We start from the raw sequence: 22473 nt of genomic DNA, 5'->3' as shown, positions 1-22473 counted from the left end.
CGGCCTACAGCCATCCATTTCCGTGTACGAGTTATCTAAAGGAAAATGATGGATAACATTCAGCAAACCGCCGCAGTGGAAGAGACCCCTGCCGCGGCTAAGAAGACCCGCCGTCGCCGCAAGGCGAAGCGCACTCTTGCCGGCGGCTTCGCTCTGAGCATCGGTCTGACTGGTGCTGGTGTCCTGGCTTCCGCCTTGACCCCAGACGCGCAGATCGCAACCGCTCAGAAGGATGACCAGGCTCTCGTTCAAGAGGGCAAGGACATCTACGACGTTGCTTGTATCACCTGCCACGGTGCCAACCTGCAGGGCATCGAGGGCCGCGGCCCGTCCCTCGTTGGCATCGGTGCTGGCTCCGTGTACTTCCAGGTACACTCCGGCCGCATGCCGATGATGTCCAACGACGCACAGGCTGAGCGCAAGACCCCGCGTTACACCGAGCAGCAGACCCAGGCGCTTGCAGCTTATGTTGCAGCAAATGGTGGCGGCGCTGACATCGTCTACAACGAAGACGGCACCATTGCTCAGGAATCTCTTCGTGGCGCTAACTACAACGGCCAGATTCAGGCCGAGGACGTAGCTAAGGGTTCCGAGCTGTTCCGCATGAACTGTGCATCCTGCCACAACTTCACCGGCCAGGGCGGCGCGCTGTCCTCCGGTAAGTACGCTCCGCCGCTGGCTCCGGCCAACGAGCAGGAGATCTACCAGGCAATGCTGACTGGTCCGCAGAACATGCCTAAGTTCTCCGACCGTCAGCTTTCCGCAGACGAGAAGAAGGACATCATCGCCTACCTCAAGTCTGCAAAGGAAACCCCGTCTCCAGCAGGCTGGGACCTTGGTGGATTGGGCCCGGTTGCTGAGGGTCTCGCAATGTGGATCATCGGCATCAGCGCTTTGTGCGTTGCCGCTATGTGGATTGGATCGCGCTCATGAGCAATGTAAAGAAGAACTACACCAACGCAGAGCTCGACAAGATGAGCAACGATGAGCTCGCCGCTCTCGGCACCGAGCTCGACGACGTAACCGTTGCGTTCCGTAAGGAGCGTTTCCCGGTCGATGGCGACCCAGCTGAAAAGCGCGCCGCCGGTAACGTCACCTTCTGGCTGGCACTGTCTGTCATCGCTGGTATCGCCTTCCTTGGCGTTTACCTCTTCTGGCCTTGGCAGTACAAGATGCTGGGAGAGGACGGCATCTGGTGGCATACTCTTTACACCCCGTTGCTGGGTGTTACCGCTGGCCTGGCTATTTTGGCCCTGGGCTTTGCCATCGTTCAGTACGTTAAGAAGATTCTGCCAGAAGAGATTTCCGTTCAGCGTCGTCACGACGGCCCTTCCGAGGAAGTCGACCGCCGCACCCTGACCGCTCTTCTGAACGATTCTTGGAAGACCTCCACTCTGGGTCGTCGCAAAACCATCATGGGTCTGCTCGGCGGCGCAGGCGTTCTGTTTGGTCTGTCCGTTATTGCTCCGCTGGGCGGCGCAATCAACAACCCATGGAAGAAGCGCCACGAGCTTAACTACGCTGGCGACGGCACTCTGTGGACCTCCGGTTGGACCATGCACGAGAAGGGCGTGAAGCTCTACCTGGCTCGCGATACCTCTACTATTGCGGAAAAGCACGAGGGTGAGTCCGGTACCCACTACACCACCCGTGGCCTCGCTCGTCTGGTTCGCGTGCGTCCTGAGGACCTCGCTGCCGGCGGCATGGAGACTGTCTTCCCGCTCGCTGCGGAAGACGTCAACGATGGTGACCTGTGGTCTGAGGAAAAGGACGTCTACGAAAACCACATGCACTCCATTCACGGCAACCGCAACGCCGTGATGCTCATCCGCCTGCGTCACTCCGATGCGCAGAAGGCAATTGAGCGTGCTGGTCAGGAAGACTTCCACTACGGCGACTACTACGCCTACTCCAAGATCTGTACCCACATTGGTTGCCCGACCTCTCTGTACGAGGCTCAGACCAACCGCATTCTGTGCCCGTGCCACCAGTCGCAGTTCGACGCTTTGCACTACGGCAAGCCGGTCTTCGGACCTGCAGCCCGTGCGCTGCCGCAGCTGCCGATCGGCGTGGACGAAGAGGGCTACCTCGTTGCCAAGGGCAACTTCATCGAGCCTGTCGGACCTGCATTCTGGGAGCGTAAGTCATAATGAGTAACAAACTTGCCAAGATGGGCAACAACATGGATTCGCGCTACTCCGCAGCCGGAGTACTGCGAACCCAGCTGAACAAGGTCTTTCCGACCCACTGGTCCTTTATGCTCGGTGAGATGGCTCTTTACAGCTTCATCATCCTGCTACTGACCGGTATCTACCTGGCACTGTTCTTCGACCCTTCCATCACGAAGGTCATCTACGACGGTGCATACACCCCGCTGAACGGCGTTGAGATGTCCCGCGCTTACGCAACTGCGCTGGATCTTTCCTTCGAGGTTCGCGGCGGCCTGTTTATCCGCCAGATGCACCACTGGGCAGCCCTGATGTTCATGATGTCCATGGTTGCTCACATGCTCCGCATCTTCTTCACCGGTGCGTTCCGTCGCCCGCGTGAGGCTAACTGGATTATCGGTTGTGCACTGATTCTCCTGGGCATGGTTGAGGGCTTCCTCGGCTACTCCCTTCCGGACGATCTGCTCTCCGGCGTTGGTCTGCGAATCATGTCTGCTATCATCCTGGGCCTGCCTATTATCGGCACCTGGCTGCACTGGGCAATCTTCGGCGGCGACTTCCCGTCCGACCTCATGCTGGACCGTTTCTACATCCTGCACGTTCTGGTTATCCCGGGCATCATCCTGGGTCTGGTTGCCGCTCACCTCATTATGGTTTGGTTCCAGAAGCACACCCAGTTCCCTGGACCAGGCCGCGCAGAAAACAACGTTGTCGGTGTCCGCATTATGCCGGTCTTCGCTACGAAGGCAATCGGCATGGGAATGATGGTTGCTGGCGTTCTGGCTTTGATGTCTGGTCTGCTGACCATCAACGCCATCTGGCTGCTTGGCCCGTACAACCCGTCTCAGGTCTCCGCTGGTTCCCAGCCGGATATCTACATGCTGTGGACTGACGGTGTTGCTCGTGTCATGCCGGCATGGGAGCTGTACCTGGGCAACTACACCATTCCTTCCGCATTCTGGGTTGCACTGCTTTGTGGTGCGATGGTCGTGCTGCTGTTTGCTTACCCGTTCCTGGAGAAGAAGTTCACTGGCGATGACGCTCACCACAACCTGCTGCAGCGTCCGCGCGATGTTCCGGTTCGTTCCGCTATCGGCGCAATGGCGATCACCTTCTTCCTGCTGGTGACCCTGTCCGGTGGTAACGACCACGTCGCACACTTCTTCCAGATCTCGCTGAACGCAATGACCTGGGTTGGTCGTATCGGCCTCATCGTCTTGCCTCCAATCGCTTACTTCGTTACCTACCGCATCTGCGTTGGTCTGCAGCGATCTGACCGCGAGGTCCTGGAGCACGGCATCGAGACCGGTGTTATCAAGCAGCTGCCGAATGGTGCCTTCATCGAGGTCCACCAGCCGCTTGGCCCGGTCGACGAGCACGGGCACCCGGTTCCGCTGGAGTACGCTGGTGCTCAGGTTCCGAAGCAGCTCAACCAGCTCGGCTTCGCTGACTCTGAGACCCAGGGTATTTTCTCCCCGGATGACTCCGCACTCATGCACCGTGTCCACGAAATTCACGAGGAGAACCACGCTGAGGAGGCAGAAATGTTCCGCCGCCTCAACGAGGCAAACCGTCGCGAAGACGAAGAGCACGGCCGCATCTAAGGCTTCTATATAAGAGCCTGAAACTCGCTCACAAGCCCTCGTCTTTCCTACTGCTAGTAGGAGAGGCGGGGGCTTTAGTGATCCCCACATCGGCCCGCTAGGCGCCTGTGTTGCTTGCCGTTCTCTACTCTTTAGATATATAGGAAGCAATCCATTCAGTCTTTAAGGAGAGAGCTCTGGGGATAAAGAGCACGCTTTAAGGGGGGAAGTAGCGCATTCTCCGAGCGCATAAACTCGCCAAAACTGAGTTCAAATGTGTGTGAAAATTGGGGCTGGTGAGCCTCCAATTCTGGCCCAAAACTGAGCTGTGAGGAAGGTCACTGTCTCAATTTTTTACGCTAAATTTGGTTCAAAAGTTGATGATAATGAGTTTCCCGCAAACGGCATTAGCGGCCATTATTTTCGCAGGTTAGGCTTTGTCTCAAAGTGATAACGGGGAGCGTTCCCCGGTTAAAGGTCTGAAACATTTCGGAAACGTCAATGGAAGATAACGGGACGATAACGGCCGTGGTTTTGGGTCGGTGATTCGACATTGGCCGTGACAGTTTCGTAACCTATTTGAGACATTGAGTTACCGACGAAGTGGTGCTCAATAACGAACTGAAGATTTAAGTGCCGCATCTGGCCCCTCCTAAACCGGGGGCCGAGTGGAGATGCTCCTACAGGAACGAAGCATCAACGAACGCTAGGCCCGCCCCGGGTCAGAGCTCCGAATGGTTTGCAGAAATGGTGAACCAGAGCGTGAATCTTTACTTCCAGTATTTCTGCGAAGTAATTACGCGTGCTCATTCGAAGTAGGCACACAGGAAGATTTGGAGTTTAATTCGTGGCTAAGCACCGTCGTCAGGGCGCAATCACTACCCGCCGTATTGCAACCACCGCAGTTGCTGCAGCGTCCGCAGCAGTTGCAGTCCCAGCAGTTGCACAGGGTGCCGAGGTAGTCATTCCTAACACCGACTACCGCTTCGAGGTTGCGGGCCTGGAGAACGTCCCGAACATCAACCAGGTTCCGAACATTCAGCAGTATGTTCCGTCCCTGCAACAGGAGAACGTAAACTACGCTGCGTCCGTACAGGCGTCGGCTCCGGCCGCTGCTCCGGCACAGTCTGCGGGCCAGAAGGCTCTCGCAGCTGCACGCTCCGTCATTGGTGCACCGTACGTTTACGGTGCAAACGGCCCGAGCGCATTCGACTGCTCCGGTCTGACCTCTTGGGCATACCGCCAGGCTGGCGTTGAGATCCCACGTACTTCCCAGGCTCAGGCTGCTGCTGGCAAGCAGGTCTCCCTGGATGCTCTGCAGCCGGGCGACATCATCGTCTACTACTCTGGTGCATCCCACGTCGGTATCTACACCGGCAACGGCACCATCATCGATGCTTTGAACTCCGGTGTCCCGGTTCAGGAGCGCCCTCTGGATTACATGCCGATCCACTCCGCAGTTCGCTTCTAAGGCTTAAGCAGCTGCCTTCGGCATTACTGGCCCTTGCCTCCATTTATTTATGGACGGCAGGGGCTATTTGTGGTTTTATGGTTTGTTGTTCGTGTACTCGCTTTCAGCGCGAGATATGCGCTAGTATTAAGCGGTCTATTATTATTTTTTAAGTTTGGGAACTACTACCGTGCTTTCTTCCACTTTGCGGGCCCGCCGCACTTTCTACGCGGCATTGGCCGCAGCGCTTACCGTATCCACTGCTTGGGGCGTGGCGGTCGTGCCTCCCGCGACGGCACAAGAGGTCGAGCAAGTCCAGGAAGCACCGGCTGCCGCAGCGCCCGCGGAGGAACCTGGTAGTCCTGAGAGCGAGGACCTGCAGAAGTTGGTTGACCGTGTCGCGGACGTCGCCCAGCGCGTGGCCGCCAAGAACGAGGAAGTCAAGGCTTCCGAGGATGCACTGGCCGCTACCGAAAAGGAAGTAGAAGAACTCCAGAAGCGCGCCGATGACGCGCGCATAAAAGCGGATGCTGCAGCTGTTGCCGTAACAGACCAACAAGATCGCATCAACGGCATCGCCCAGTCGCGTTACCGCGGTGATTCCACCAGTGCCGTCGCAGCCGCTTTGGATTCCGCAGATCCTGGCACCGCTGTTGAACGTATGGGCTACCTTGGCGCGCTTTCGCGCACCGCGCAACGCAATCTTGATGACAAGGCTGCGGCCGCCGACGTCGCTCGTGGACTGCAAGACGAGGCCGCCGCTGCCGTAAAGGCCGCACAAGATAAGGCTGTGGAGCTTGAACAGCAGCGGGATCGCCTTCTCAAGGAGCAGGAAGAGCTCGAAACACAGAAGAAGGAGATCGAGGAAAGGTCGATAGCCTAAACGAGGCGCAGCGCGCTGCCTTTGTGGGCCGCTTCGGTGCTAAGGACGTCGACGTTGCTGCCTTGTCCGACGGTTCCGGTTCCAAGGCCGTCGAAGCTGCCCTTACCCGCTTGGGTGCGCCGTATGGCTGGGGTGCTACGGGCCCTGACGTCTTTGACTGCTCAGGTCTTATGCTTTGGAGTTATCAGCAGATGGGCAAGTCCATTCCGCGTACCTCGCAGGCGCAGCTCGCAGGTGGCACCCAAGTCCCACTCGATCAGCTCGAGCCCGGTGACATCATCGGTTATTACCCAGGAGTTACCCACGTCGGTATGTACGTCGGCGATGGCAAGGTAGTACATGCTTCGACCTATGGCGTGCCGGTTCAGGTTGTTCCGGTGGACTCTATGCCGATCCAAGGAGCGGTGCGCTACTAGAGTAGGGCGCATGGCGCGCACACTACTGGTTAGCAATGACTTCCCGCCCACGATTGGCGGGATTCAGTCATATCTACGGGACTTCGTCTCCACCCTGGATCCTTCCGAGCTTGTCGTCTTTGCCTCGACGCAGGATGCTGAGGCCGCCGCGCTTTACGATGCCGCCCAGCCCTACCAGGTCATCCGTTGGCCGCGGCGCATTATGCTGCCTACTCCGGCAACCGTGCGCGAGATGCAGCGGCTTATCAAGGCCTATGACATCGACATCGTTTGGTTCGGTGCGGCAGCCCCTCTTGCATTGATGGGTAAGGCTGCCAAGGAAGCCGGCGCGACCAAGGTTGTGGCCACTACTCACGGTCATGAGGTGGGGTGGTCCATGCTTCCGGTTGCCCGTCAGGCGCTGCGGCGTATCGGAGAGCACGCTGATGTTATTACGTATATCTCCGACTACACGCTGCGTCGCTTGCAAGCGCCCTTTGGCCCTGGGCCGAAGTGGGTGCATCTTCCCTCTGCGGTGAGCCTGGAGGATTTTCAGCCGGCCGATGAGCAGAAAAAGCAGGCTGCGCGTGCGCACTTCGGTTTGTCAGATGGTCCCGTCATCACGTGTATTTCCCGCTTGGTCCCGCGCAAAGGGCAAGACCAGCTGCTGCGAGCTCTGCCGAAGGTTCGCGCGCAATTTCCCAATGCACAACTGCTCATCATTGGTCGCGGCCGCTACCGGAAAGCTTTAGAGCGGCTCGCCGAAATCTATGCCCCCGACGTCATCATCCGCGAGGCCAAAGACACTACGGAACTGCAGATGGCCCTGCACGCCGCTGATGTCTTTGCCATGCCCGCGCGTACCCGTGGGGGAGGCCTCGACGTCGAGGGCCTGGGCATCGTCTACCTTGAGGCCCAGGCCTGCGGCGTGCCCGTCATTGCCGGTGACTCCGGCGGCGCACCGGAGACCGTCACGGATGACACCGGCATCGTGGTGCGCGGTTCAAGTGTTGCCGAATTGGAGGAGGCATTGTGCGCCTTGCTAGGCGATGCTCCTCGCGCCCGCCGCATGGGCCAGGCTGGCCGCAACCATGTGGAGACGGCATGGACGTGGGAAATCATGGGTGGGCGCCTGCGTGAAATCTTGGCTTAGTGACAGAGATTAATTTCTTTATCGATTCCGCTCGAACATGCAGAATGTGACCAATACCCCGGCGGGGGTATATCCTGTTGTGCATGCTTGAACACGCTCAACCTGCCGCGGACTCCGGATTCACCATTGGATTCGACATCGGCGGCACCAACCTACGCGCGGCGACCATCAGCGCGGAGGGCGACATTGTTGATTCGGTGAGCGTGCCAACCGCGGATAGCGCCCGCCAGCTAGAAGATGACATCGTCCAGGCCGTAGACACCCTGCGTGAGAAGAATGAGATCTCCGCAGTCGGCTTGGCACTCGCCGGCTTTTTGGATCCCCAGTGCGAAACCGTGCGCTTTGCCCCGCACTTGCCGTGGCGCGATGCGCCGGTGCGCGAAATTTTGAGCAAGCGGCTCGGTCTACCCGTACGCCTCGAGCATGACGCTAACTCCGCAGCGTGGGGAGAGTGGCGCTTCGGTGCCGGTCGCGGCGCCAAGGACTGGGTGTTCTTCTCTGTCGGCACCGGCATTGGCGCAACCTTGATGACCGAGGACAAGATTTACCGCGGCGCGTTCGGCACGGCCCCAGAATTCGGCCACCTTACCGTGGTCCCGGGTGGACGCGAGTGCTCCTGCGGCAAGCGCGGCTGCCTAGAACGCTATGCCTCCGGTACCGCATTGCCCGATACCTGTGAGGAGCTGCGCCCAAGCTATTCCACCACGCTGCCAGTAGGTGCCGAGGGAGTAGAAATCACCACCGCCGCACGCGCCGGCGATCCTCTCGGCCTAGCCGTCATGGAGCACTTCGGAACCTGGCTGGGCCAGGGCCTTTCCATCGTGGCAGACGTCTTGGATCCCGAGCTGATCGTGATTGGCGGCGGCGTCGCCAATGATGCGGATCTTTACCTAGACACCGCGTGCGAGAACATGGCGCGCCAAATAGTAGGGGCGGGGCATCGCCCGCTGGCCCGCGTGGCCACCGCAGATCTGGGCTCAGCGGCGGGTATGATTGGCGTAGCTGACCTAGCCCGCAATGGGCTTGCCGTAGGTTAATTAAACGACAGGGACAACGCGATGCGAAACAAGTGGTACTGGGCATTTAAGAACATCTTTTTCGGTCCTGCCTTGCGGTTGTGGAACCGCCCGTGGACTGAAGGCATGGATAACATTCCCACTGCAGGCCCAGCGATTCTTGTCTCCACGCACCAAGCGGTGATGGACTCTTTCTTCTTCCCGCTGATGTGCCCGCGTCAGATCACTTTCTTGGCCAAGAGCGAGTATTTCACCACTCCGGGCTTGGTGGGCCGCGCGCAAGCGTGGTTCTTCAGCTCGGTCGGCCAGGTCCCCGTCGAGCGCGACAGTGACAACGCCAGCGATGCCATGCTGGAATCCGCACAGCAGATTCTGAATAGGGGAGACCTGTTTGGCATCTACCCGGAGGGCACCCGTTCTCCTGATGGCCGCATCTACAAAGGTCGTACTGGTATGGGGCGCATCGCCATGACCACTGGGAAGAAGGTCATCCCGATCGCCATGATCGGTACCCGCAAGGCCAATCCGATCGGCAGCTGGGTGCCGCGTCCGACTAAAGTCGGCATGCGCGTTGCCGAGCCGATCGATCCGCATGAGTGGGCAGCGGAACGCGGTTTGGACCCGAATGAGCATGGCACCATTCGTGCTTTCACCGATTACGTTATGCAGGAATTGGCCGAGCTTTCCGGCCAGCCATATGTCGATGTCTATGCCTCTGAGGTCAAAGCCTCCCTGCAAGCAGGCAAGGGCTATCCTGCAGGCGCGGAACCAAAATACGAGGCGCACTAGGCGGTGAGTTCCCCTAAGGCTCGATTAGCGTGGCCTGACATCGCCAAGGGTGTTTCCATCCTTGGCGTTGTTCTTTTGCACGTCACGCTCACTGTTCCCGAATCCAGCGAGACCCGACTCGCGGCACTCAACCTCTGGCTAGACCCGCTGCGTTTGCCCCTCTTCTTCCTCGTCAGCGGCTACTTTTCTACGAAGGTTTTTAACTTCACCTTCCCGCAGCTTTTCGCGCGCCGCCTGTGGTATTTCATCGTGCCCTATGTGGTGTGGATGGCCGTGGAATTGCAGGTAAAACGCCTCGAATTACACTGGGTCTTTGAAAGCGACATCTTTGATCGCAATGAGATGTTGTTCAACATGGTCTTTGGCCACACGATGGCCTGGTTTATCCATTCTCTGATCTTCTTCAACATCTTCTTGTGGTGCGTACGCAAGCTGCCCGGCTGGCTGGCCGTGCTTTTAAGCTTTACGCCGCTGTTGTTCATGGCGTGGCAGGCGCACTTTACCTTCATTGCCAAGGCAATGATGTTCCTGCCGATGTTCGTAGCCGCGGCTTTCTTCCGGGACTGGATTACCCGCTTCGCCTCCGAAATCGAGGCACCTTTCAAGGGACACTTTGGCCTTTCCACCGCCTTTTTCTACGGCGGCACCATTGTGGCTTACCTCTGCGGCTCCTTTTTCCGCCGTGCTTGGGATTCTTATCCCGAGGAGGTCTTCATTCCGTGGCCGCTGCCCGGTGCGGAGTACCTGACCTCTAACGAGGTGCACATCTTGGTCCGCTTCGTGGAACAGGCCTTGGAGGTCCCGCTGGGCATTGTGCTTGCGATTTGGGTCTCCTATGTCCCAGTCCTGTCCAAGGGATTGCGCTTTATAGGCTCGCACACGCTGCCCATCTACTTGGCGCATCCCATCGGCCTTACAGTGGGCTATGGCTTCTTCATGGCTTGGTTCCCACATGAGGTCACCCTGCACGGCGAGCACTTGCTGGATAACACCTGGTTCTGGTTGATCGCCTGCTTCGTCTTTGCCGCCATTGCCTCTCTGGCGCTATGGGCGCTGGGGCGCGTGCCGATTGTAGGCTGGCTGCTCAAACCGCCGGACATCTCGCATCTCATCGACGCGCCTGCACAGCAGGATTATCATCCGGAAAACACTCCGCGGCAAGACCCAAAGGCCCACCGCTGCGAGCGGGCCCCCTGCTGCAGCGCACGCCGCCGCGACTAGCAGGTGTATGCGTGGGAGCGGGGGTCGGGCGGCGTCGCCAAGCACCGCCTCTTGCACCCCAGACCCCAAGGCATGCTGGGGGAGGGAAGCCAAGTAAGATTAGGCCCCGTGCGCTACTTCTATGACACCGAGTTTATTGAGAATGGAAAGACCATCGAGCTGGTCTCCATTGGCATCGTCGGCGAAGATGGCAGCGAATTTTATGCGGTATCTACCGACTTCAACCCCGCGCATGCCAACGCGTGGGTGCGCGAGAACGTTCTCGGTAAGCTGCCTTCCCCGAGCGATCCCGTCTGGAAGTCGCGCGATCGCATTCGCGAGGAGCTCATAGAGTTTCTCACCAAGCATTCCACTCCGGTCGAGCTCTGGGCTTGGGTGGGTGCCTATGACCACGTGGTTTTGGCCCAGTTGTGGGGCGATATGGCGGGCTTGCCCAAGCGCATCCCGCGCTATACCCGCGAGCTCAAGCAGTACTGGGAATTCGCCGGCTGCCCAAAGTTGCCGCCGGTGCCGCAGGGCAATCACGACGCGCTTGTCGACGCCCGTCATAACCTAGCCAAGTTTCGCGCCTGCATGGAGGCACTACCGCTGACAAGAGCCAACCAAGTAACTATCTAGTCCCAAACTATCCTGCGGCAGGGGGCTAATGGTTAAATAGCCATGTGAGTTGGACAGTAGATATCCCTAAAGAAGCACTTCCGGATCTTCCGCCTTTGCCTGCCGGCATCGAGGAGCGATTCCGGGATGCCATCGCACGCAATGCCAAGCAGCAGCCGAGCTGGGATCGCGCGCAGGCAGATAACGTGCGCAAGATTCTGGAATCCGTGCCGCCCATTGTCGTGGCACCGGAGATTGAGGAGCTTAAGCGCAAGCTTGCCGACGTCGCGCTCGGCAAGGCATTCCTGCTGCAAGGCGGCGACTGCGCTGAGACCTTTGAATCCAATACCGAGCCGCACATCCGCGGCAACGTGAAAACCTTGCTGCAGATGGCAGTGGTGCTCACCTATGGCGCTTCGACCCCAGTTGTGAAGTTGGGTCGCATCGCCGGTCAGTACGCGAAGCCGCGTTCGGCGGACATGGACTCAAAAGGTTTGCTCAACTACCGCGGCGACATCGTCAACGGTGTTGAGCCCACCGAAGAGGCCCGGCGTCACGACCCAGCCCGCATGATTCGGGCCTACGCTAATTCTTCGGCTGCCATGAACCTGGTGCGTTCGTTGACTTCGTCTGGCACCGCCGACCTGTACCGCCTGCACGAGTGGAACCGCGAATTCGTGGCAAACTCCTCGGCTGGTGCGCGCTACCAGGCGCTGGCCGATGAAATCGAAAACGGCCTGGCTTTCATGAACGCCTGCGGAGTTTCTGACGAGACCCTACGTTCTGCTGAGATCTACTGCTCCCACGAGGCCCTGTTGAAGGACTACGAGCGTTCCATGCTGCGCCTTGGCGTGGACACCAACGGCGAGACCAAGCTTTATGATCTTTCCGCCCACCAACTGTGGATTGGTGAGCGTACCCGCGGCCTCGAGGACTTCCACGTCAACTTCGCCGCGCTCATCGGTAACCCCGTGGGCATCAAGCTTGGCCCTGGAGTTACCCCGGAGCAGGCGGTGGAGTACGCAGAAAAGCTCGACCCGAACCGCGAACCAGGACGCCTGACCATGATCACCCGCATGGGCCACGACAAGGTGCGTACCGTCTTGCCAGCAGTGGTCAAGGCAGTAGAAGACTCCGGCCACAAGGTGGTCTGGCAGTGCGATCCAATGCATGGCAACACCTTCACGGCGTCGAATGGTTACAAGACCCGTCACTTCGACAAGATCGTCGACGAGGTCCAGGGCTTTTTCGAGGTCCACCGCGAGCTGGGCACCCACCCAGGCGGCGTGCACCTTGAGTTCACCGGCGAGGACGTCACCGAGTGCTTGGGCGGCGCTGAGGACATCACCGACCTGGACTTGCCAGGTCGTTACGAGTCCGCAGTGGACCCGCGTCTCAACACCCAGCAGTCCCTGGAGTTGTCCTTCCTCATAGCGGAAATGCTGCGCAACTAGCGGCAAAGACCGCTACTTAGGCTAGGAACTGCGGCAAGAAGCCGTAGTTGCCTGAGCCAAACCACCAGCCGCCGATCGCCACGGCGACGGTAGCTAGTGCCACGAGCGCCAGGAAAAGCAGCAGTGAGAAGACACTGCGGTTAGTCTCCCGGCGCTCTTCTGGTTCCTCCTCCGCGATGCGGGAGAGCTGATTGCGCGGCTGCGGGGCAGGAGCCGGCGCCTGCTGCGGCATCGGAGCCGGTGGAGTTTGCGGAGTCGGGGGCACCTGCCCGGCGTAGGGATCGATGCGTGTCTGCGATGGATAAGCCGCCGGCCGCGGGGCGGCTGGCGTATCGGCGCGCGTTTCGAAGCTAAGAGGCGCGCGCTGCGGCTGCTGCGGAACGTATTCGGTTACCGGTTCTTCTTCGGCAGGCCGCGGCTGGGGCGCCGGGCTTTCCAACGCCGTGGTGGCATCGAAGACGTGGGTAGCACCTGTGCCGGAGAAATCCGTGGGCTGCTCGGCAGTGCGGGCGGCGGCAGCGTTGCGGGGGACAGGGACAGTGAAGTCGGGGAGTGCGAGCTCCCGCGTGACGTCGTCAAGCGCGTCCAAGAACTCGCCCGCGTCGGCAAAGCGCTCGGCCTTCTCTCGCGCCGTGGCGGTGGCGACGAGGGCGTCGAAAAGCTTCGGCACTCCCGCAATGCGGGACGAAGGTGCCGGCACGTCTGCCTGCAGGCGTGCCTGCGCGTGCTCCAATGGGGTAGCGCCACGGAAAGGAACGCTGCCTGTCAGAAGCTCGAAGAGGACGATGCCGGCGGAATAAACATCGGAGGCCGCCGTAATCGGCTCACCGGTGACCTGCTCTGGCGAAAGATACGACACCGTACCGATGATCTGGCTCGAGCCCCGCTCCGCTGCGGCCGACCGCACTAGACCAAAATCCCCCAACTTCACGCGGCTCTGTGCGGTAATCAGCACGTTGTCTGGCTTGATATCGCGATGGACTAAACCCGCGCGATGGACTTCATCCAAGCCCATGAGCATCGGGCGCATGACCGCCGCCGCGGCGTGTGCCGGCATGGGGCCGCGCTCGGCGAGCAGCTCGCGCAAGGTGCCGCCGGTGATAAGTTCCATGATGAGAAAAATCGGCACGCCATCGGAAGAGAAGTCATGCACTCCCACGAGGTTTGGATGCTGCAGCTGCGCCATCGCGCGGGCCTCGCGCTCGAAACGCTTCACAAAGGCCGGATCGTCTTGATAGTGCTCATGCATTACCTTCGCCGCCACCGCACGGCCTAAGCGCATGTCGACGCAGCGATAAACCGTGGACATGCCGCCCCGCGCGATCGGCCGATCGACGCGATAGCGGTCCTCGAGAATGTCGCCTACTTCCAGCCTTGTCATGTAATCCAGTATGGCTGATAGACGCAGCGATGTGGTATCCGGCTAAGGTTGTGTCTGTGACTAATCCACAGATGAATTCCGAACAGGCCAAGAACGAAGAAATCGCTGCCCTCCTGGAAGGCGAGGAGCTGTTGACGCTGCAAGAGGTGGCGGACAAGCTCGACCTGCAGATTACCCGCGTGTTTGATCTGCTGGGCGCCCGCAAGTTCATCGCGTGGCGCAACGCAGAAGGTACCCGCTTGGTGCCGGCTGCCTTCTTTAATCAGAAGGGCGTTATCTCCAAGTATGTTTCAGGCGTTATCACCGTGCTTAGCGACGGCGGTTTTAGTGACCAGGAGATCTTCATCCATCTTTTCACCGAAGATGAAACTCTCCCGGGCCGCCCGATCGACGCCTTGCACGGCCACCTGGCACGCGAAGTTATCCGCCGCGCGCAGGCTTCTGCTTTCTAGGCAGTAGCTTTTTCTGCAGACTCTGCTTTTATGGGTTCCTGGGCTGCGTTCCTACGCAGCCCATCGCCGATCTTGGGGCTGACGCCAGCGAAGATCCACTGCGTTAAAGCCCACGCGGCAACGACCATGGCGATATCCCACCACCAGTTATAGAGCTGGTGGTTGCCATCGCCGGAGAAAGCGACGCCGATAAACAGCGAAACGCCGGTGGTTATCTTCAGCAGCAACAGCGGTGGGCGGAAGGTGCCCATCAGCGTCAGCACCGAGGCGTAGTACCAAGGCAGCGTCACCGAATTGAAGAGGAACGCCACCTGGTAGGCGCCCGCAGTGCCGGCGATGGCACGGCGCACGCTGCCGCGGCCCAGCCACCACATGGCCACCAAGCCGATGAGCATCAAAACCATCGAAATGGTGCGCAGTACGTTCAGCACGCCGTTGTAGGTGGTATCCGGGCTGAAGATCTGAATCAACGGAATCATGACATCGGCGGCAAAGGTAGGGCCAGCTAGGGGATTGACCACCTTAGAGTTGCCGCTGATCTGCGAAAGCCAGCCCCAGGAGCTGCCCGAAGCCCAGGTAATCGCAGCCACTGCAAGGCCTACCTCAGCCAAAGCCACGATGCCGGAGAGCACAAAAGCACCAAGCTGGCGCCCGCGCGAGGCCGAGCCCGGCGCATAGTGCAGCACCATCATCCACACCACGAAGGGAGCTGCGAAGATAGCTGTGGCTTTAAGCGCCACCGCGACGCCAATGAGCAGCAAGCCAATGTGGAAGCGTTTCTTCACTGCAGCCAGCAGGCCGAGTGATACCAAAGCCACCATAACGGACTCGTTGTGCATGCCCGCTACCAAGTGCAAAACCACCACTGGGTTGGCCACGCCAAGCCACAGCGCTAGGGCAGGATCGCCGCCAAGGGCACGGGTGAGATGCACAATCGCCCACGCGATGACCGCAAAGCCAAGCAGGGAAATCGCCTTGTAGATGATGATACCGGCGGCCACATTGTCCCCGACTACGCGCGTGACTGCCTCGGCCATCCACAAGTGCAGCGGGCCATATGGGGTAGTGGTGTTGCGCCAGTCATGGGAGACCTCCAGCAGGAACGGGCCTGGATTGACCGCCGCGCCTTCCGTATAAGGATCGAAGCCATCGCGCACCATGGCGCCCTGCATCAGATAGGAATAGACATCGCGCGAGGCCAGGGGAGCGGCAAAGAGCAAAGGCACAATCCAGGCGCTCAGCATGATGCGGATCGAACGCAAGCCGCCGTTGGGCTGAGGGTTCTTCAGCTGCGGATTAATGACCTGGCGGCCTGCCAAAATCCAGGCCGCAACGAGGCCAAACAAGCCGACCCAGTAGAGCACCATGCCCACGTTGCGGCCGTGGCCATAAGCCAAGAAGCCGATGTTTAGCGCTTCGAGGAATCCGCCGCGATTGCGCGTGGCGCCGCCCGAAAACGAGGCAAAGGCCAAGATGATGCTGGCGATGATTCCCACCGGCAGCGCATTGGGCAGGCGCACGGTATAAGTCTTGTGACCTTTCTCAGGTGCGGTCATAGTGCCTACATTCGACGGGCAGTGGACTTAATAGCCAGTGCCTCGAGGGTCTCTGTTACTGCAGGATCAACATGGGCCTTGCGCAAGTGGCCCAAGCCGGATTCGGTTAGTGCCGAAATCTGCTCCTCCAGCATTTGCGGGGCGCCGGAGTCAGCGATGATTTGAGCCATCTGCGCGATTTCGGCTGGGTCTTCCGTGTTGCCAATGAGCGAGCGCAGCACCTTCGCGGATGCTGGGTCCTTTTCATCAGCGCGCTGCAAAGCCAGCGAGAGCAGCACGGTGCGCTTGCCTTCGCGCAGGTCATCACCGGCGGGCTTGCCGGTGATTTCTGGGTCACCAAAGACACCCAGCTGATCATCGCGGAGTTGGAAGGCGATGCCGATGTCGCGGCCGTAGCCACGGAAAGCGCTGATAAGCGCGGCGTCAGCACCTGCCACCGCGGCACCCAAATGCAGCGGGCGCTCGATGGTGTAGGCGGCCGTCTTATAACGGTTCACGGAATTGGCCAAAGCGGGGTCCTCAGAGCCCGCTGCCTCTAGCGAGATATCGAGCAGCTGGCCGCCGATGACTTCGGTGCGCATGCCCGCCCATGGACCGCGCGCACGCTGCAAAGCCGCGCTGCTTAGACCTGAACCTTGCAGCATGTCTTCGGCCCAAGCTAGTGCGAGGTCACCGACGAGGATGGCAACCGACTGACCAAAGAAGTCTGCGTCACCGTGGAAGTTTTGTGCGCGATGCTGCGCTGCGACGGCGCGATGCACCGTGGGGTTGCCGCGGCGGGTATCAGAGGAATCGATGATGTCATCATGGATAAGCGCGCAGGCCTGAATGAATTCCAGCGACGATGCGGCGGTGGCCATGGCCTGCGGATCTTCCTCGCCGTCCAAGCCGCGTGCGCCCAAGAAACCCGCCCACGCGTAGATGGGGCGGATACGCTTGCCGCCGTCGAGGACAAAGTTTTCCAGGTAAGACGTGGCGCCAACGACGGGGCCGCCGATTTCGGCGACCTCGGGGCGGCGCTGGTCTAAAAACTCTAGGAGCTTTTCGCGGGCGGTATCCGGGAACTGCTCTAGGGAAGGAATGCTGTTGTCTTTCACTCCCCACACGTTACCTGTTGAACCGGACATTCCCTGTTACGTGGTGGAAAGCGGCAGGCGTGCCGCGAGAATTGCAAAGGCACGGGAATCAGCGGGGTATTCCAACTCGCGCAGCACATCGAAGAATCCCACCTTACGGTAGAGCTGAAATGCCGCGTTGGCCTCGTCGGGGACTTCCGGTGTCGACAGCAAAAGGTAACTGGCAGGAGCGTTCCACGCCAGCTCCTTTATTAGCGCCAATCCCAGCCCATGCCCTTGCAGGTTCGGTGCGACATGAATCTCGGCGAGCTCAAAGTAGTTGTGGAGAATCTCCAGCTGCTCCTGAGTGGCCCCGCCGGCCTCGGCGAATCCCCTTCGCAGCTGCTGGTCCCACCAGGTGTCGGGCGAACCGATGAAGCCATAAGCGACGCCGCCTATTCCATACTCATCTTCCGCGATCACCGCCGTAAACCCTGGCCGCATGATGTCTGCTTTCCATGCCTTGATTCGATTTGCACGCATGGCGGGGCTATAGCCCATCGCGGCGATGTAAATATCGACCAATGGGGGCGCCAACATGGCGAACTCTTGCGGGCTCAAGCGACGAATACGAAAACTCACGTCTTTAATATCAGCAGATCTTGGCAGAGTTCGACAAGGAATTCCGGCAAAAGTTCCTGCCCTGCTTGGCGATGCCCCGAAGAGGGGAGGGCATGTTCGAAAATATTTGGCTGTAGTGGGAAAACCATTGCCTTATTCGAACATTTGAACTAATCTGGAAGTAGATGTCCAGCGCACGCTCTAGATTTATGGTTAACAACAGCAAAGGAGGAGCATCATGGCACAGGTTATTTCTGCAACAGCACAGTTCAAGGGGTCGCGCGCTGCCGCAGGCGCGTTCAAGCGCGACCGTTTTCTAACGCAAGCCGGAGACCTTCTGTCGCAGGCCCGCGCCATGGCTGCCGCTGAGCGTTGGGACCAAGCCCTCGAGTTTGCATACCAGACAGGTCTGCGCACTGCCGGTGCGCGTATTGCAGATTCCGCAGTGTCAAAGCGGCGCCGGTTGCCCTCGAGTGCGTGGGAGCAGCTGGCCATGGTGGGCGCTTCCGAAAAGGATTGGGCGGAGCGTTTCCGTGGATATTCCCGCCTTCGTTCTCGTGTAGCCTCCGGGCTGGATGATGCGCCGGATGAAGAAGTCGTTGTAAGGCTAATGGCCTTGGCTGCGGAATTTTTGGCAGAGGTTGAAGAGGGGATTGTCTTCGGTTCTCTTGCTGCCTGGCCGCGTGGTGTCGGGGTCAGTTATTTGCTCCGGGTGTGACGTTGCCCAATAGCGGTGGGGGCAGACTGTGCTTGCGGGAACTTACTGATTACTCTGGGCGTTAGATAGTTAGTAGTTCACGCATCAGGGTGTAACCCAAAACCTGCGCGGTGGCGCGTAGGTGCACCGCAGCGTGGATTTTTGGCCCGATGCCCATTGAGATCAATTGGAGGAAAAGTGTCGCTTTCCGAGCACGAGCAGCAGGCACTGCGTGAAATTGAACGATCCTTGATGCAGGATGATCCCAAGTTTGGTTCCTCCGTTACGGGTGACTCTGGCTTCGGTAGCGGCGGCGCCATTACCTTGCGCGGGGTTGCCCTCATCGTTGTTGGCCTTTTGCTGATGGTTGGCGGCGTAGCTTTGGCGCAGCAGTCACTGTGGTTTGTGGCCTTGTCTGTGCTGGGCTTCCTCGTGATGTTCGGTGCTGGCGTGTGGATGCTGCGCGGCCGTAAAGAGGCCGTTAGCTATAGCGCGCCGCGCCGCCCGGCTGGCAACCGTCAAGGCGTGAGCTCCCGCCTTGAGGAGAACTTCCGCCGCCGTTTCGAATAAGCTGCCAGCTTCTTTGGTGCTAGGGCCCGCATCCTTCTGGATGCGGGCTTTTAGTTTTCTCTGAGCTCTATCTCCCACTTCGCCCCACATCCCCCACTTCGCCCCACATTCCCCACTTTGTCCCACTGCGGGGTGAGTGTGGCCTTTTGCGTGCGTTGGGCGGCGGTGCGTATCCCGGCGGTGTGCGAGGCGGCTGGGGGGTGGTCAAGAGGGTTGCCAGCCCTGGAAAACCAGACCTCCTGTTCGTGGGTTAGCGCTCTATGGGGTGACTGAAAACCGACCATGAACTCTGGGTTTCCAGCCCTGGGTATTTGTCGAAATGGATATAAAGACGGGCCGCCAAACGTCGGTACCCGGGCAGGCGGCTGCAATTGGGGTAGTCGTAAACGCGCATCGCGAGCTGAGCGCGGATTGCACTAATCGCAACATGCGGGGTTCAAGGTGGCGGTGGGGCGTAATATGTTGTTGTGATTGGTGGGGTAGTTGAGGTGTTTGCAGGGTGTTGTCAAGGGGGTGGCTGGGGAATTCTTCCCACCGTCAAAACGGTCTTCTACCTTGGCTGATTTGTCGGAAAACTTTTAAACACACAGCCGAAGGTGACAGAAGTGGGGGAAAGTGGGGTAGAGTGGGGGACAGTGTGGAACCGAGGGCCTGTGGATGTGTGTTGAACATCTGCCGGCGCGAGGGGCTGCACAGAGGAATCCGGAGTTTCGAGTAACAGGAAGGTGGACCCGGGATGTTTCTCGGTACCTACACTCCCAAGCTCGATGACAAAGGGCGGCTAACGCTTCCAGCGAAGTTCCGTGAAGAGCTGGCGGGTGGCCTCATGGTTACCAAAGGTCAGGACCATTCCTTAGCGGTGTACCCGCGTGAGGAATTTGCGGCGCGAGCGCGAAAAGCGGCGGCGGTATCTCGTACGAACCCAGATGCGCGTGCGTTTATCCGTAACTTGGCAGCAAGTGCGGATGAGCAAAGGCCAGACGGGCACGGGCGAATCACGCTTTCAGCAGCCCACCGCGAGTACGCAAGCCTCAAGAAGGAGTGCGTGGTTGTCGGTTCGGTGGACTTCCTTGAAATCTGGGACGCAGCCGCATGGGCTGAGTACCAGGCGCAAACTGAAGATGCTTACTCGGCGGCAGACGCCGATGACGTACTCGCTGGCTTGCTTTAGACATGCAGCTAGCGATGAGTGCGTGTACGGACTCTGCCCGAGGTGGATGCTCTGGTGTACTTCCCCGATATCAGAAACCTGCCTCGGACAGGGCCCTATACGCACTCTTTTGCACTGTAAGACAATTTTTCATAAGTGGGGGGTGACTAGCAGCGATGACGGCTCAGGACAATAACTCGGCAGTAAATTACGACGTAGCGGATAATCACGGCCACGTGCCGGTTATGCGTGAGCGCATGGCACAGCTGCTAGAACCTGCAGTTGCGGGCGATAACGCAGTGCTTATCGACGGCACCTTGGGGGCCGGCGGGCACACCGAGTACTTCTTGAACAAGTTCCCCAACGTCCGCGTAATTGGTGTCGACCGCGATGCCGCCTCCTTGGCGGCAGCCACCGAACGCCTTGCGCCCTTCGGAGATCGCTTCGTCGGCGTCAATGCCCGCTTTGATGATGTGTGTGCAGAAATTGAGCGCGCAGAGGGCGCGATTTTCGACGTCGCGCGTGAGCACGGAATCGCCGGAGCGCTCTTCGATTTGGGCGTTTCCTCGATGCAGCTTGACCAGGTCGAACGCGGTTTTGCTTATAAGACCGACGCGCCTTTGGACATGCGCATGGACCCTTCGCATGGGATTACCGCTGCGGACATCCTCAATACTTATAGCCACGGCGATTTGGCGCGCATCTTGAAGACCTACGGCGATGAACGCTTCGCCGGAAAGATTGCCTCCGCCGTCCTCAAGGAGCGCGAGAAGGAGCCCTTTAGTAACTCTGAGCGCCTCGTTGAACTGCTTTATTCCACCATCCCGGCTGCCACCCGCCGCACTGGCGGGCACCCTGCAAAGCGCACTTTCCAGGCGCTGCGCGTGGAGGTTAACCGCGAGTTGGAGGCAATCGAGCAGGTTATTCCTGTCATCACTGACGCGCTCACCGTTGGCGGGCGTGCGGTGTTCATGAGCTATCAGTCGTTGGAAGATCGCATCGTCAAACAGGCTTTTGCTGAGCTGACGAAGTCGAAAACTCCCGCCGGTTTGCCAATGGACCTGCCGGGTACGGCTCCGAAGTTCAAGACCGTCACCCGCGGTGCGGAAAAGGCGAGTGCCGAAGAGATCGAGGAAAACTCCCGCGCTGCTTCGGTTCGCGTCCGCGCTATCGAGCGTCTTGAGGGCGAGCCTTCGCTGCACCCACCGGGAGGCACGTCATGAGTCTTAACGAACGTATCCCTGAACGTAACTACTCTGCACAGACTTTTCAGACCCCAGCACTAGGAAGGACCCGCACCATGGGGGCGAGCCGCGACTTTACTACCGGAACTGATACCGGAGCCGCCACGACTCTTCTCGAGCCAGGCCGCCGTGCGGTCCCACAGCGTACTCCGCGCCGCGCCCCGCATCGCACGCAAGTGCCGACGCGCCGCGGCAACCGCTTGGGCTCGAAGCAAGTCGTGTCCTTCCGTGGCCGCCGGCTTCCGCAGCAAACCACCAAGAAGAACTCGCTGTTTACCCGGCTTTCCTTCATCGCAATCGGCTTGCTGATTTTCGGCGTGGTCGTCTCCATGTGGCTGTCCGGTATCTCCACCGCGCAGACCTTCGTGGTCAAGGATCTCACTGCCCAGGAGTCTGAGCTGGATAACCAGCTTGAGACTTTGAACCGCGACCTCGAAAACGTGCGTTCGGCATCCGACGTAGCGCGCCGTGCCAACGAGGCCAAGATGGGCGTTCCGACGCAGCCGGGCATCGTTGAGGTTGACCCAGAAGGTAACCCGCAAGAGAAGCGCCCAGCGGATCCGGCAACCGAAGCAATCGTTGACGTCAACGGCGCACCGGTTCGACCGGGACAGGCTTCCAGTGACCCGGATGCAACCAAGGATGTTTCCGGTAGCTTGAACGAGGTGCCGCAAGGCCGCCAACGCACGGACCGACAGCCAGGTGAAGAGAACGCCTCATCGCCGGCACCAGGCGCGCAGGTGGAATTGCCAAACATTCCGGCGCAAGCGCCGTATGCCAACTAGCTGTGAATGTGGTTTCTTCGGATGTGCTCGCGCGTGCCTGCGCGAGCACTTCGCATTTATAGGGCAAAATCTTGATCCAAGACTGTCTGCAGCGCGATGAGCTGTAAAAAGATAATCGGCAAAAGGAAAAGGTGACTTTGTGACTCGACCCAATTCAGGTGACCGCTATGGCGGTTCCCGGAGGGACCAGGGGCGCGCCGGCAGGGGCACCCCTGCGGATCGCAATAACCAAAGCCGCCTGGGACGCAACGAA

20 protein-coding genes and 1 pseudogene are annotated in these 22473 nt (G+C 59.4%); 17 read left to right on the top strand and 4 right to left on the bottom strand.

Annotation, left to right across the window (positions count from 1 at the left end):
- Window positions 1-45: 45 nt before the first annotated feature.
- The 11 genes and pseudogenes from HMPREF2724_RS04625 (at window position 46) to HMPREF2724_RS04575 (ending at window position 12709) form a co-directional block, all read left to right on the top strand.
- On the top strand, window positions 46-933 hold the full coding sequence (locus HMPREF2724_RS04625) for a cytochrome bc1 complex diheme cytochrome c subunit (protein ID WP_070587368.1): 888 nt from the start codon (window positions 46-48) through the stop codon (window positions 931-933).
- Window positions 930-2150 carry a cytochrome bc1 complex Rieske iron-sulfur subunit gene (locus tag HMPREF2724_RS04620; protein ID WP_061923549.1) on the top strand — a complete coding sequence of 407 codons (1221 nt, stop codon included), beginning with the start codon at window positions 930-932 and terminating at the stop codon, window positions 2148-2150. Before HMPREF2724_RS04625 ends, HMPREF2724_RS04620 begins: the two co-directional genes overlap by 4 nt.
- Window positions 2150-3772, top strand: coding sequence for a cytochrome bc1 complex cytochrome b subunit (locus tag HMPREF2724_RS04615; protein WP_061923546.1), 1623 nt, complete (start codon window positions 2150-2152; stop codon window positions 3770-3772). Before HMPREF2724_RS04620 ends, HMPREF2724_RS04615 begins: the two co-directional genes overlap by 1 nt.
- A gap of 826 nt (window positions 3773-4598) precedes the next feature.
- The gene (locus HMPREF2724_RS04610; RefSeq protein ID WP_070433295.1) at window positions 4599-5222 is read left to right on the top strand and encodes a C40 family peptidase; all 624 of its coding nucleotides are present in this window, start codon (window positions 4599-4601) and stop codon (window positions 5220-5222) included.
- A 184-nt stretch (window positions 5223-5406) separates the two neighbouring features.
- Window positions 5407-6500: pseudogene (locus HMPREF2724_RS12985) on the top strand (NlpC/P60 family protein).
- Between the two features lie 10 nt (window positions 6501-6510).
- The gene (locus tag HMPREF2724_RS04600; protein WP_070587365.1) at window positions 6511-7632 is read left to right on the top strand and encodes a glycosyltransferase family 4 protein; all 1122 of its coding nucleotides are present in this window, start codon (window positions 6511-6513) and stop codon (window positions 7630-7632) included.
- A gap of 83 nt (window positions 7633-7715) precedes the next feature.
- Window positions 7716-8669: an ROK family protein gene (locus HMPREF2724_RS04595; RefSeq protein WP_070456014.1), complete on the top strand. Its 954-nt coding sequence runs from the start codon at window positions 7716-7718 to the stop codon at window positions 8667-8669.
- 21 nt (window positions 8670-8690) lie between these two features.
- Complete coding sequence (locus HMPREF2724_RS04590) at window positions 8691-9437, top strand: lysophospholipid acyltransferase family protein (RefSeq protein WP_062043921.1); 747 nt, start codon at window positions 8691-8693, stop codon at window positions 9435-9437.
- 3 nt (window positions 9438-9440) lie between these two features.
- Window positions 9441-10658, top strand: a complete 1218-nt coding sequence (locus tag HMPREF2724_RS04585) for an acyltransferase family protein (protein WP_141748333.1) — start codon at window positions 9441-9443, stop codon at window positions 10656-10658.
- A gap of 108 nt (window positions 10659-10766) precedes the next feature.
- Window positions 10767-11276, top strand: coding sequence for a polyadenylate-specific 3'-exoribonuclease AS (locus HMPREF2724_RS04580; protein WP_070587362.1), 510 nt, complete (start codon window positions 10767-10769; stop codon window positions 11274-11276).
- A 44-nt stretch (window positions 11277-11320) separates the two neighbouring features.
- Window positions 11321-12709, top strand: coding sequence for a class II 3-deoxy-7-phosphoheptulonate synthase (locus HMPREF2724_RS04575; protein WP_061923528.1), 1389 nt, complete (start codon window positions 11321-11323; stop codon window positions 12707-12709).
- Between the two features lie 16 nt (window positions 12710-12725).
- Here HMPREF2724_RS04575 and HMPREF2724_RS04570 read toward each other — a convergent pair whose 3' ends face one another.
- Entirely contained in the window at window positions 12726-14090 is a 1365-nt protein-coding gene (locus HMPREF2724_RS04570) for a protein kinase domain-containing protein (protein ID WP_070456012.1), read from the bottom strand.
- A gap of 71 nt (window positions 14091-14161) precedes the next feature.
- On the opposite strand from HMPREF2724_RS04570, the gene HMPREF2724_RS04565 reads away from it, so the two are divergent.
- Window positions 14162-14542, top strand: coding sequence for an Rv2175c family DNA-binding protein (locus HMPREF2724_RS04565; RefSeq protein WP_235591065.1), 381 nt, complete (start codon window positions 14162-14164; stop codon window positions 14540-14542).
- Here the strand turns inward: HMPREF2724_RS04565 and HMPREF2724_RS04560 are convergent.
- The 3 genes from HMPREF2724_RS04560 to HMPREF2724_RS04550 are packed head-to-tail and all read right to left on the bottom strand — an operon-like array spanning window position 14539 to window position 17795.
- On the bottom strand, window positions 14539-16098 hold the full coding sequence (locus tag HMPREF2724_RS04560; RefSeq protein ID WP_070456011.1) for an alpha-(1->6)-mannopyranosyltransferase A: 1560 nt from the start codon (window positions 16096-16098) through the stop codon (window positions 14539-14541). The two genes, HMPREF2724_RS04565 and HMPREF2724_RS04560, sit on opposite strands and share 4 nt — an antisense overlap.
- A gap of 5 nt (window positions 16099-16103) precedes the next feature.
- Window positions 16104-17225, bottom strand: a complete 1122-nt coding sequence (locus HMPREF2724_RS04555; RefSeq protein ID WP_070456010.1) for a polyprenyl synthetase family protein — start codon at window positions 17223-17225, stop codon at window positions 16104-16106.
- 6 nt (window positions 17226-17231) lie between these two features.
- A complete protein-coding gene (locus tag HMPREF2724_RS04550; protein ID WP_070587359.1) occupies window positions 17232-17795 on the bottom strand; it encodes a GNAT family N-acetyltransferase in 564 nt (187 codons plus the stop codon).
- Between the two features lie 217 nt (window positions 17796-18012).
- On the opposite strand from HMPREF2724_RS04550, the gene HMPREF2724_RS04545 reads away from it, so the two are divergent.
- The 5 genes from HMPREF2724_RS04545 to HMPREF2724_RS12805 all read left to right on the top strand — a co-directional run bounded on the left by HMPREF2724_RS04545 (window position 18013) and on the right by HMPREF2724_RS12805 (window position 22220).
- Complete coding sequence (locus tag HMPREF2724_RS04545) at window positions 18013-18492, top strand: SAV_6107 family HEPN domain-containing protein (protein WP_070587356.1); 480 nt, start codon at window positions 18013-18015, stop codon at window positions 18490-18492.
- 177 nt (window positions 18493-18669) lie between these two features.
- Window positions 18670-19041 (top strand): DUF3040 domain-containing protein, encoded by a 372-nt coding sequence (locus HMPREF2724_RS04540; RefSeq protein ID WP_062043940.1) that lies wholly within the window; start codon window positions 18670-18672, stop codon window positions 19039-19041.
- A 736-nt stretch (window positions 19042-19777) separates the two neighbouring features.
- Window positions 19778-20212: a division/cell wall cluster transcriptional repressor MraZ gene (gene mraZ / locus HMPREF2724_RS04530; protein WP_061923504.1), complete on the top strand. Its 435-nt coding sequence runs from the start codon at window positions 19778-19780 to the stop codon at window positions 20210-20212.
- Between the two features lie 155 nt (window positions 20213-20367).
- Complete coding sequence (rsmH, locus tag HMPREF2724_RS04525) at window positions 20368-21414, top strand: 16S rRNA (cytosine(1402)-N(4))-methyltransferase RsmH (protein WP_070456007.1); 1047 nt, start codon at window positions 20368-20370, stop codon at window positions 21412-21414.
- The gene (locus tag HMPREF2724_RS12805) at window positions 21411-22220 is read left to right on the top strand and encodes a cell division protein FtsL (RefSeq protein WP_070587349.1); all 810 of its coding nucleotides are present in this window, start codon (window positions 21411-21413) and stop codon (window positions 22218-22220) included. Before rsmH ends, HMPREF2724_RS12805 begins: the two co-directional genes overlap by 4 nt.
- Window positions 22221-22473: the final 253 nt, after the last annotated feature.

This window comes from Corynebacterium sp. HMSC071F07, from assembly GCF_001810285.1.
Lineage (GTDB): Bacteria > Actinomycetota > Actinomycetes > Mycobacteriales > Mycobacteriaceae > Corynebacterium > Corynebacterium simulans.
Note: the sequence above shows the minus strand (reverse complement) of the source record. Positions and strands in the feature narration are given on the sequence as shown.

Coding starts and splice junctions, on each gene's coding strand:
- HMPREF2724_RS04625 (WP_070587368.1), top strand. CDS start 46: ATGATGGATAACATTCAGCAAACCGCCGCAGTGGAAGAGACCCCTGCC.
- HMPREF2724_RS04620 (WP_061923549.1), top strand. CDS start 930: ATGAGCAATGTAAAGAAGAACTACACCAACGCAGAGCTCGACAAGATG.
- HMPREF2724_RS04615 (WP_061923546.1), top strand. CDS start 2,150: ATGAGTAACAAACTTGCCAAGATGGGCAACAACATGGATTCGCGCTAC.
- HMPREF2724_RS04600 (WP_070587365.1), top strand. CDS start 6,511: ATGGCGCGCACACTACTGGTTAGCAATGACTTCCCGCCCACGATTGGC.
- HMPREF2724_RS04595 (WP_070456014.1), top strand. CDS start 7,716: ATGCTTGAACACGCTCAACCTGCCGCGGACTCCGGATTCACCATTGGA.
- HMPREF2724_RS04590 (WP_062043921.1), top strand. CDS start 8,691: ATGCGAAACAAGTGGTACTGGGCATTTAAGAACATCTTTTTCGGTCCT.
- HMPREF2724_RS04570 (WP_070456012.1), bottom strand. CDS start 14,090: ATGACAAGGCTGGAAGTAGGCGACATTCTCGAGGACCGCTATCGCGTC.
- HMPREF2724_RS04565 (WP_235591065.1), top strand. CDS start 14,162: ATGAATTCCGAACAGGCCAAGAACGAAGAAATCGCTGCCCTCCTGGAA.
- HMPREF2724_RS04560 (WP_070456011.1), bottom strand. CDS start 16,098: ATGACCGCACCTGAGAAAGGTCACAAGACTTATACCGTGCGCCTGCCC.
- HMPREF2724_RS04555 (WP_070456010.1), bottom strand. CDS start 17,225: ATGTCCGGTTCAACAGGTAACGTGTGGGGAGTGAAAGACAACAGCATT.
- HMPREF2724_RS04545 (WP_070587356.1), top strand. CDS start 18,013: ATGGCACAGGTTATTTCTGCAACAGCACAGTTCAAGGGGTCGCGCGCT.
- mraZ (WP_061923504.1), top strand. CDS start 19,778: ATGTTTCTCGGTACCTACACTCCCAAGCTCGATGACAAAGGGCGGCTA.
- rsmH (WP_070456007.1), top strand. CDS start 20,368: ATGACGGCTCAGGACAATAACTCGGCAGTAAATTACGACGTAGCGGAT.
- HMPREF2724_RS12805 (WP_070587349.1), top strand. CDS start 21,411: ATGAGTCTTAACGAACGTATCCCTGAACGTAACTACTCTGCACAGACT.